Origin of the sequence: Mycobacterium sp. E2238 (assembly GCF_001672665.1) — a bacterium.
Taxonomy (GTDB): Bacteria; Actinomycetota; Actinomycetes; order Mycobacteriales; family Mycobacteriaceae; genus Mycobacterium.
On the sequence record NZ_LZKF01000244.1, the window covers coordinates 1 to 9,500 of the forward strand.

9 protein-coding genes are annotated in these 9,500 nt (G+C 66.2%); 6 read left to right on the forward strand and 3 right to left on the reverse strand.

Annotated features, from left to right (window positions below; translation table 11 throughout):
- On the forward strand, window positions 1-1,591 hold a 1,591-nt coding region (locus A5711_RS21940), incomplete at its 5' end, for a S9 family peptidase (protein ID WP_067950249.1).
- A gap of 32 nt (window positions 1,592-1,623) precedes the next feature.
- On the opposite strand, the gene A5711_RS21945 is transcribed toward A5711_RS21940, so the two are convergent.
- Both A5711_RS21945 and A5711_RS21950 read right to left on the reverse strand, forming a co-directional pair.
- On the reverse strand, window positions 1,624-3,243 hold the full coding sequence (locus A5711_RS21945) for a DHA2 family efflux MFS transporter permease subunit (RefSeq protein ID WP_067950251.1): 1,620 nt from the start codon (window positions 3,241-3,243) through the stop codon (window positions 1,624-1,626).
- A gap of 178 nt (window positions 3,244-3,421) precedes the next feature.
- Complete coding sequence (locus A5711_RS21950) at window positions 3,422-5,041, reverse strand: DHA2 family efflux MFS transporter permease subunit (protein ID WP_067950253.1); 1,620 nt, start codon at window positions 5,039-5,041, stop codon at window positions 3,422-3,424.
- 136 nt (window positions 5,042-5,177) lie between these two features.
- Between A5711_RS21950 and A5711_RS21955 the strand changes: the two genes are divergently transcribed.
- Window positions 5,178-5,882 (forward strand): DUF2334 domain-containing protein, encoded by a 705-nt coding sequence (locus A5711_RS21955; RefSeq protein ID WP_067950255.1) that lies wholly within the window; start codon window positions 5,178-5,180, stop codon window positions 5,880-5,882.
- Between the two features lie 48 nt (window positions 5,883-5,930).
- The gene (locus A5711_RS21960; protein WP_067950257.1) at window positions 5,931-7,598 is read left to right on the forward strand and encodes an FAD-binding dehydrogenase; all 1,668 of its coding nucleotides are present in this window, start codon (window positions 5,931-5,933) and stop codon (window positions 7,596-7,598) included.
- Window positions 7,599-7,653: 55 nt separating this feature from the next.
- Here the strand turns inward: A5711_RS21960 and A5711_RS21965 are convergent, their stop codons facing one another.
- Window positions 7,654-8,292, reverse strand: coding sequence for an MBL fold metallo-hydrolase (locus A5711_RS21965; RefSeq protein WP_067950259.1), 639 nt, complete (start codon window positions 8,290-8,292; stop codon window positions 7,654-7,656).
- On the opposite strand from A5711_RS21965, the gene A5711_RS21970 reads away from it, so the two are divergent.
- The 3 genes from A5711_RS21970 to A5711_RS21980 form a co-directional block, all read left to right on the forward strand.
- A complete protein-coding gene (locus A5711_RS21970; protein ID WP_197520845.1) occupies window positions 8,269-9,003 on the forward strand; it encodes an ATPase in 735 nt (244 codons plus the stop codon). The genes A5711_RS21965 and A5711_RS21970 overlap by 24 nt on opposite strands.
- 61 nt (window positions 9,004-9,064) lie before the next feature.
- Complete coding sequence (gene purS, locus A5711_RS21975) at window positions 9,065-9,304, forward strand: phosphoribosylformylglycinamidine synthase subunit PurS (protein ID WP_066955000.1); 240 nt, start codon at window positions 9,065-9,067, stop codon at window positions 9,302-9,304.
- On the forward strand, window positions 9,301-9,500 hold a 200-nt coding region (locus A5711_RS21980), incomplete at its 3' end, for a phosphoribosylformylglycinamidine synthase subunit PurQ (RefSeq protein WP_197520076.1). The genes purS and A5711_RS21980, both read left to right, overlap by 4 nt.

Below are 9,500 nucleotides of genomic sequence, written 5' to 3' on the forward strand. Positions count from 1 at the left end.
CCTGCGCACCGGCGAGCTGTATCCGGACCAGATCGCCGACATCGGGGCGGGCGCGACCTGGGCGGCCGACAACCGCACCGTGTACTACCTGACCCTGGATGAGGCGCACCGCCCGGACAAGGTCTGGCGCTACCGGGTCGGCTCCGGCGAGGCCGCGGAGTTGGTGTATCACGAGGCCGACGAACGGTTTTGGCTCGGCGTGGGGCTCACCCGGAGCGAGACCTATGTATTGATCGCATCGGGTTCGTCCATCACCTCCGAGTACCGGTACGCCGACGCCGCCGACCCGCGTGCAACCTTCACCGTCGTGCTGCCGCGGCGCGAAGGCATCGAGTACGCCGTCGAGCATGCGGTGGTCGGTGGGCAGGACCGGTTCCTGATTCTGCACAACGAGGCCGCGGTGAACTTCGCGCTGACCGAAGCGCCGGTGAGCGATCCGACCCGGCAGCGCACGCTGATCCCGCACCGCGACGACGTGCGACTCGACGGCGTCGACGCCTTCGCCGGCCATCTGGTGGTCAGCTACCGGCGGGAGGCGTTGCCCAGGCTCCAGGTGTGGCACATCGATTCCGGAGGGGAATACGGTGAGCCCGAGGAGATTACGTTCGACTCGGAGCTGATGTCGGCCGGTCTTGCGGGCAACCCGAACTGGGATGCACCCAAGTTGCGAATCAGAGCGGGGTCGCTGGTCATCCCGGCGCGGGTATACGACATCGACTTTGCCACCGGAGAACGAACGTTGCTGCGTGAGCAACCCGTCCTCGGCGGTTATCGCACCGAGGACTACGTAGAGCGGCGCGACTGGGCCCTTGCGGACGACGGGACCCGCATCCCGGTATCCATCGTGCACCGCGCGGGGATCGAATTCCCGGCGCCGGCCTTGCTTTACGGCTATGGCGCCTACGAGATATGCACCGACCCCAGCTTCTCCATCGCTCGGTTGTCGCTGCTCGACCGCGGAATGGTCTTCGCCATCGCCCACGTCCGCGGTGGCGGTGAGATGGGCCGGCCGTGGTACGAGCACGGGAAGCTGTTGGAGAAGAAGAACACCTTCACCGACTTCGTAGCCGTGGCAAGGCACTTGGTCGACACGGGTGTCACCCGGCCGCATCAGCTGGTGGCGCTGGGCGGCAGTGCGGGCGGCCTGCTGATGGGGGCGGTCGCCAACCTGGCGCCGGATCTCTTCGCCGGCATCCTGGCGCAGGTCCCGTTCGTCGACCCGCTGACCACCATCCTCGATCCCTCCTTGCCGCTGACCGTCACGGAATGGGACGAATGGGGAAACCCATTGCAGGACAAAGATGTCTATTCCTACATGAAGTCATATTCGCCCTACGAGAATGTCGAGGCCAAGCAGTACCCGGCCATTTTGGCGATGACTTCCCTGAACGACACCAGGGTCTACTACGTCGAGCCGGCCAAGTGGGTGGCGGCTTTGCGGCACGCCAATGCCAACGGCAGTCCGATTCTGCTGAAGACCCAGATGAACGCCGGACACGGCGGGGTCAGTGGTCGCTACAAGGCGTGGCAGGAGACCGCGTTCCAGTACGCCTGGCTGTTGGCTGTTGGCTGTGGCCGAAGGCCACAGTGATGGCGGCGGCTCTGGAGAACGGTGACGGCGGCTCACCCTTCGACCGCGTGGCTCGGTACCTTCTTCGGCAAGAACCACGCCGGAATCATCGTCAACGCGACCAGCACGACAGCCAGCACGTAGACCACCGTGTAGGCGTGGGAAAGACTGTTCATAAGGTTGCCCGCGAAATCGGGACTGGTCGTCTGCCGCGGAATGGCAGCAGGGTCGACCGCCTGCCCACGTCTGGCGGCGTCACCTTGCAGAGCCGCCAACTTGTTTGCACTGGCGATGTACGCGTTGTGATTGAACTGATTGGTCAGTATCACCGCCATCAAGGCGGCTCCGATCGAGCCACCGATCTGTTGGTTGACGCTCATCAACGTCGTCCCGCGGGCGATCTGATGCGGCGCCAGCGACTGCATCAGCGCCGCATTGAGCGGCGTCGTGGTGAAGCCTATGCCCAGGCCCATGACCGTCAACCCGACCAGCAGCATCGGTTGATAGGCGGCCTGCCTGGACACTCCGAAGGTGAAGATGCCCAGACCCACGGCCATCAGCGCGAGGCCGGCCACCACGATCTTGCCCGGCCCCCGCCGGTCCACGAATGCCCCGCCGAGCGGCATGGTCACCAGTGCACCGACTCCTACCGGCACCATGTGCAGCCCGGCCTGCATCGGGGTTTCGTGCATAACGACCTGGAAATAGCTCGGAACCAGCAGCCCGGCGCCAACGAATGCAACGGCGAATACCAGCAACGTCACGTTGACTTCGGTGACAACGCGGTTCTGGAAAAGCCGCAGGTCAATCAGTGGGTGATCGGCGCGATACCAGGCATGCAAGACGAATGCGACGATCAAGGCCAGCCCGAGAAGCGCTGGTACCAGGACGTAGCGGTCGGCCACTGTGCCCCGGCCCGGGATGGACGACACCCCGATCAGGAACGCCGCCACGCCGGGCGACAGCAGTAGCACACCGACGAAGTCGAATGCCTCCGACGGGGCCGAGCGGTCTTTGGCGAACATGACCGCCGCGAGAGCGAATGCGGCGAGACCGACCGGCAGGTTGACGAAGAAGATCCATTTCCAGCCGTAGGAATCGATCAGCCAGCCGCCCAGAATCGGGCCACCGATGGGGCCGAGCAGAATTGGGAGGCCGCCGATGGCCATGAGGCGGCCGACACGTTTGGGGCCGGCCTCGCGCGTCAGGATCACAAAACTCAGCGGCAACAACATGCCACCGCCCACACCCTGGACTACTCGAAAGATGATAAGTGTCAGGATGTTCGGCGCCAACGCGCACAGGAGTGAGCCCAGCGTGAAGAGCAAGATCGAACCCATGAAGAGCCGTTTGGTGCCGAACCGGTCGGCAGCCCAACCCGTTATCGGGATCACAGTCGCGAAGGCGAGCATGTAGCCGGCGATGGTCCAGGAGACGATGGCCTGGGTCGAGCCGAACTGCGCGAGGAAGGTGGGCTGCGCGACCAGCACCACGGTGTTGTCCAAGATCGCCATGATGCAGGCCAGCCCGCACACCCCGGCGATGCGGAGCAGCGCAGCGTCCAGTTTGTCGGGAGACTCGTGTTTGTCCGTGTCCGACTGCCCGGTTGGAGGGGGGTCGCCCGCGGCATCGGAAGGGGCGGAATAGGCCTTCTGCATCGTGTTGCCGAGCATATCTATACCGATACCCTCGCGTAGAAGCTTTTAGGCGTTTGGTTCGTCTGTCGCCCTTTTCCTGCTGGCCAGACGGGTGACCGGTGGTCGGAGCGAAAATGTTCACCCGCGGGCGGGCGCAGTGAACCGTTCGACAAGCTCGTGACGGCCGACCGCCGCCGCGCAGGGCGGCCTCGGGCTATTCACCCAATGTTTGGCTCGCCGGCTTTTTCGGCAGAAAGGACGCCGGAATTATCGTGAACATCACCAACACCACCGCTATCACAAATACCGCCGTATAGGCGTGGGAAAGATCGTGTGCGACCTTGGCCCAAAAACCGGCGTCAAGCGTCTGGTGCGGCATCGCGGACTGGTCGACCGGCACCCCGCTGACGGCGGCCTGCTGCTGTAGCGCCGCAAACTTGTTCGCGGCGACGATGTTGTCGCTCCGGTTGAACTGATTGGTCAGGATCATCGACATCAGCGCGGTGCCCACCGACCCGCCGACCTGATGGCTCACGCTCATCAACGTCGTGCCCCGGGCGATCTGGTGCGGGGCAAGCGCCTGCACCGCGGCGACCGACAGCGGCATCATGGTGCAGCCCATCCCGAGACCCATGATCGCGAGGCCGATCAGCAGCGTGGGCAGGTAGTCGGCCTGCCTGGCGACACCGATGGCGAACGTGCCCAGGCCTGCAGTGATCAGCGTGATGCCGACCAGCACGATCTTGCCGGGGCCCTGCCGGTCCACCAGCGGCCCGGTCAGACGCATGGTCAGCATGGCGCCGAGGCCCTGGGGGATCATGCGCAGGCCCGCCTGCATCGGCGTCTGGTGCAGCACCTGCTGGAAGTAACTCGGAAGCAGCAAGCCGGCACCGAAAAAGGCGCCGGCAAACACCAGCATCGTCACATTGGCGTGAGTGAGCACGGGGTTGCGGAACAATCTCAGATCGATGAGGGGGTGATCCGCACGGCGCCACGCGTGCGCAACGAACCCGGCGATCAAGCCCAGACCGATGGTCGCCGGTATCAGCACGCGGCGATCTGCCACGGTCCCGCAGTGCGGGATCGATGACACCGCGAACAGGAATGTCGCGAGGCCGGGGGACAGCAGCAGCACGCCGACGAGGTCGAAGGTCTCCGACCGCGCCGGGTGGTCCCGGGGAAAGATGATGGCCCCGAGCACGATCGTGATGACTCCGATCGGCAGGTTGATCAGAAAGATCCACCGCCAGCTCGAGGTGCCGATGAGCCAGCCGCCCATGATCGGACCACCGATCGGGGCTAACAGCATCGGGATGCTCAGGATCGACATCAGGCGACCGAGCCGCAAAGGGCCCGCTTCGCGGGTCAAGATCATGAAACTCAGGGGCAACAGCATGCCGCCGCCGATGCCTTGGGCCACCCGAAAGATGATGAGCTGCAAGACGTTCGCGGCCAACGCGCACAGCAGTGAGCCCAGCGTGAACGCCAGCACGGAGCCCATGAAGAGTCGCTTGGTGCCGAACCGGTCGGCCGCCCACCCGGTGATCGGTATGACGGTCGCCAACGCCAGGGTGTAGCCGGTCATCGTCCATGCGACGACGGCCTGCGAGGAGGCGAATTGGTCGATGAAGGTGCGCTGCGCGACGCTGACGACGGTGACATCCACGATCGCCATCACCGTGGCCAGGATGCATACGCCGGAAATGCGCAACAGTCCAGCATCCAGCTTGTCGGGATAGACCGGCTCACCCTCGCCCAGCTGCGGGGCGGGGACGTAAGGCAGCGGGGTGTCGGCCGCTGCGTACGGGGCCTGATCCATGGCGTTGCTTAGCATATCGAACCGATTCCCTCCGCGGTCGCCCGTAGGCCCATGCCGCGCGGCCGAATCTGCAGGACCTGCGGTACCGATATACGCCTGCCGTCTGCGTGTCCTTCACCATTCCGACACCTGAGATCGTCAAACTGCGGGTGTGGCTGGAAAATTGATCGTCTCGGTCTCGGGGATAGGCGAACGTACCCTGCCTGACGTTGAGGCGTTCTGCGCGCAAATGGATGCCCGTAACGTGCCGGTGTCGCTGTTGGTGGCACCCCGGCTCAGTGGTGACTACCGACTCGACCACGACCCGCGCACCGTCGAATGGTTGACCGACCGGCGTTCCGGCGGCGATGCGATCGTGCTGCACGGCTACGACGACGCGGCCACCAAGAAGCGGCGCGGCGAGTTCGCGATCCTTCGGGCACACGAGGCAAACCTGCGGCTGATGGCTGCCGACCGGGTGCTCGAGCACCTCGGGCTGCGCACGCGGCTGTTCGCGGCGCCCGGCTGGGTGGTTTCCCCGGGAGTGATCAAGGCCTTGCCGGACAACGGTTTTCGCCTGCTTGCCGACCTGCATGGCATTACCGACCTGGTTCGGCACACCACGGTGCGCTCCCGGGTGTTGGGTATCGGGGAGGGTTTTCTCACCGAACCGTGGTGGTGCCGGATGGTGGTGCTGTCCGCCGAGCGGATCGCCCGGCGCGGCGGGGTGGTGCGGGTCGCCGTAGCCGCTCGTCACCTGCGCAAACCCGGTCCGCTGCAGGCGATGGTGGACGCCGTCGATCTGTCGCTGATGCACGGCTGTGCGCCCGCGGTTTACCGCTGGCGGCGCGACAAGGCGATTCTCGACGCGGCCTGACCAAGCGTCCCCTCAACCCGTCCGGCGCGGGCACTACCCTGGTCCGACATGAGCGATTCTTCGGCCGCGGGGTTCGGCGCCGATGCCATCATCGTGGGGGCGGGACTCGCAGGGCTGGTCGCCGCCTGCGAACTGGTGGACCGGGGCCTGCGGGTGCTGATCGTCGACCAGGAGAGTAGCGCCAACCTGGGTGGGCAGGCGTTCTGGTCGTTCGGCGGCCTGTTCTTCGTCGACAGCCCCGAGCAGCGCCGTCTGGGGATCCGCGACAGCCACGAACTCGCCCTGCAGGACTGGCTCGGTACCGCAGCGTTCGACCGGCCCGAGGACTACTGGCCACGCCAATGGGCGCACGCCTACGTCGATTTCGCTGCGGGGGAGAAGCGCCGTTGGCTGCGTGACCGGGGACTCAAGCTCTTTCCGTTGGTGGGTTGGGCCGAACGTGGCGGGTACGACGCACAGGGCCATGGCAATTCGGTGCCTCGCTTCCACATCACCTGGGGCACCGGACCCGCTTTGGTCGAGATCTTCGCCCGTCAGCTGCGGGACCGCTCGACAGTGCGCTTCGCGCACCGCCACCAGGTCGACGAGTTGATCGTCGAGGGCGTCGCGGTGACCGGCGTCCGGGGCACTGTGCTGGAGCCCTCTGCCGCGCCCAGGGGCGTGGCGTCATCACGAACGGCCGTGGGGCAGTTCGAGTTCCGTGCTCCCGCGGTGATAGTCACGAGTGGCGGCATCGGCGGCAACCACGAGCTGGTGCGGAAGAATTGGCCCGAGCGGATGGGCCGCATACCCGAGCAGTTACTCAGCGGCGTGCCCGCTCACGTTGACGGCAGGATGATCGGCATCTCCCAGCGGGCCGGTGCGCGGGTGATCAACCCTGACCGGATGTGGCACTACACCGAGGGCATCACCAACTACGACCCGATCTGGCCGCTGCACGGGATCCGGATCATCCCGGGGCCGTCGTCGCTGTGGCTCGACGCGACCGGCAAGCGGTTGCCGGTGCCGCTGTACCCCGGTTTCGACACCCTCGGCACGCTGGAATACATCACCAAATCCGGATACGACTACACGTGGTTTGTGTTGAACGCCAAAATCATCGAGAAGGAATTCGCACTGTCTGGGCAGGAGCAGAATCCCGATTTGACCGGGCAGAGCCTGCGCGAGCTGCTGCGTAACCGGGCGCGCTCCGGGCCGCCGGGGCCGGTGCAGGCGTTCGTCGACCGGGGTGTGGACTTCGTCAGCGCAGACTCGTTGCGGGAGTTGGTCACCGGCATGAACAAGTTGCCCGACGTGGCGCCGCTGGATTACGCCACTGTGGAGGGCGAGGTGACCGCCCGCGACCGCGAGGTGGCCAACAAGTTCAGCAAGGACGGCCAGATCACCGCGATCCGCGCCGCCCGGGGCTATCTGGGCGACCGGCTGGGCCGGGTGGTGGCACCGCACCGGCTGACCGATCCGAAGGCAGGCCCGATGATCGCGGTAAAACTGCACATCCTGACGCGAAAGACGTTGGGCGGCATCGAAACCGACTTGGCCGCCCGCGTGCTGAAAGCCGACGGCACACCCTTGAACGGGTTGTACGCCGCCGGTGAGGTGGCCGGCTTCGGAGGGGGCGGCGTGCACGGCTACCGCGCCCTGGAGGGCACGTTTTTGGGTGGTTGCATCTTCTCCGGCCGGGCCGCCGGCCGCGGCGTGGCCGACGACATCGCCTAGCGCTGTGGCCCATCGCCGAACGGCACGCCGGCGTGACCCTCGAGGTGAGTAGCGGTCAGAAGGTGACCGCGTCCTCCTCGGGCAGCACCTGGAAATCGGTCGTGGTCATCTCGGTGAGCCGGCCGTAGTAGATCCCCCGTGCATCCGGGGCGATGATCCCTTGGTGGATGGGCACCGCACGCGCCGGCGCCACCGCGCGCAGGTAGTCGACGGCCTCGGCGATCTTCATCCACGGGGCGGCCGCCGGTGTCGCCAAGACGTCCACGGGCTCGTCGGGCACGAAGAGCGCATCACCGGGGTGCATCAGCCTGGCGCGATGATCGCCGTCGCCCACCAGAAATGAAATGTTCTCTATCACAGGGATTTCGGGGTGAATTACGGCGTGTTTGCCGCCGACCGCGCGAACCGTCAGCTCACCGATCGTCAGCTCGTCACCGACGTGCACGGCCTGGCACGGCGCGCCCAGCTGGGCGGCGGTCTGCGGGTCTGCGTACAGCGCGGCGTCCGGGTTGCCTTCGAGCAGCGCCGGCAGGCGGCTGCCGTCGACGTGGTCGGGGTGCTGATGGGTGATCAGGATGGCCGATAACCCCGTTATGCCCTCAAAGCCGTGCGCGAACGTTCCAGGATCGAAGAGCACGCGGGTGTGGTCGAATTCTGCAAGTAGGCAGGAGTGGCCGAAATGCGTGAGCTGCATGACTACGATTGTGCCCTGACGGGGGTGATGCCGATGCGGGTGATCCTGGCGACCATGGTGGTGGTCGGCGGCCTCGGGGTGGCTCTGATCGTCGCTGTGCCCGCACACGCCGAGCCGCAGGCCTGTCCGCCCGTGTGTGACCAGATCCCCGACTCCGCGTGGATCCAGCGCCGGGCGGTGCCGCTGGATCCGGTTTACGGCTGGCCGCCGCTGGCGGGCCTGGCGGCGCAGGTGACCGGGTCGACGCCCGGGCCTCGATTCCGGTTCGAGGAGTTGTGTGCCACACCGCCGGTGCCGCGGGACCCCCGCGATTCGGCCGTCGTGGCACACGCCACGGTCGCCCACCCGGATGGGCAGTGGCAGTTGCAGGCGCAGATCCTGCACTGGCGCGGCGATACGGCAAGCGGCGGCGCCATCGCCGGGTCGGTGTTCAGCAACGCCGTCGCCGCGCTGCGCTCCTGCCAGCAACGTTCGCCGCAGCAATCACCGTCGATCACCAGCGACGAAACGAACCGGATGGCCGCGGTGATCAGCGGTCCGGTCGTCATGCACACCTACCTGCTCGCCCATCCGGCCAGCAGCACGATCAGCGAGCTCACGCTCTGGTCGTCGGGCCCGCCGCAGGTCCCGTGGCCGGCAATGGCGGACGATCCCGTGCTGAACGCCATGACCGCGCCCCTCTGCGAGGCCTACATTGCCTCGTGCCCGTAACGGCCGAGCTGCACTTCCGCCGGTAGAGTTGGCGCGAAGACAGATCTGAGGAGGAGCGCCGGTGGGCCGGGTAGTCGTTCACGTGATGCCCAAAGCGGAGATTCTCGACCCGCAGGGTCAGGCCATTGTCGGCGCGTTGGGCCGACTCGGTCATCCGGGGATCTCAGATGTGCGACAAGGCAAGAGATTCGAACTCGAGGTAGACGACACCGTCGACGATTCGGTGCTGGCCGACATAGCGGAAACGCTGTTGGCGAACACGGTGATCGAGGACTGGACGATCAGCCGGGAGACCAAGTGACGGCACGAATCGGCATCATCACCTTTCCGGGGACCCTGGACGACGTCGACGCCGCGCGGGCGGCGCGGAATGTCGGCGCCGAGGCGGTCAGCCTGTGGCATGCCGATGCCGATCTCAGGGGCGTCGACGCCGTGGTGGTGCCGGGAGGTTTCTCCTATGGCGACTACCTGCGGGCCGGGGCAATCGCGAGGTTCGC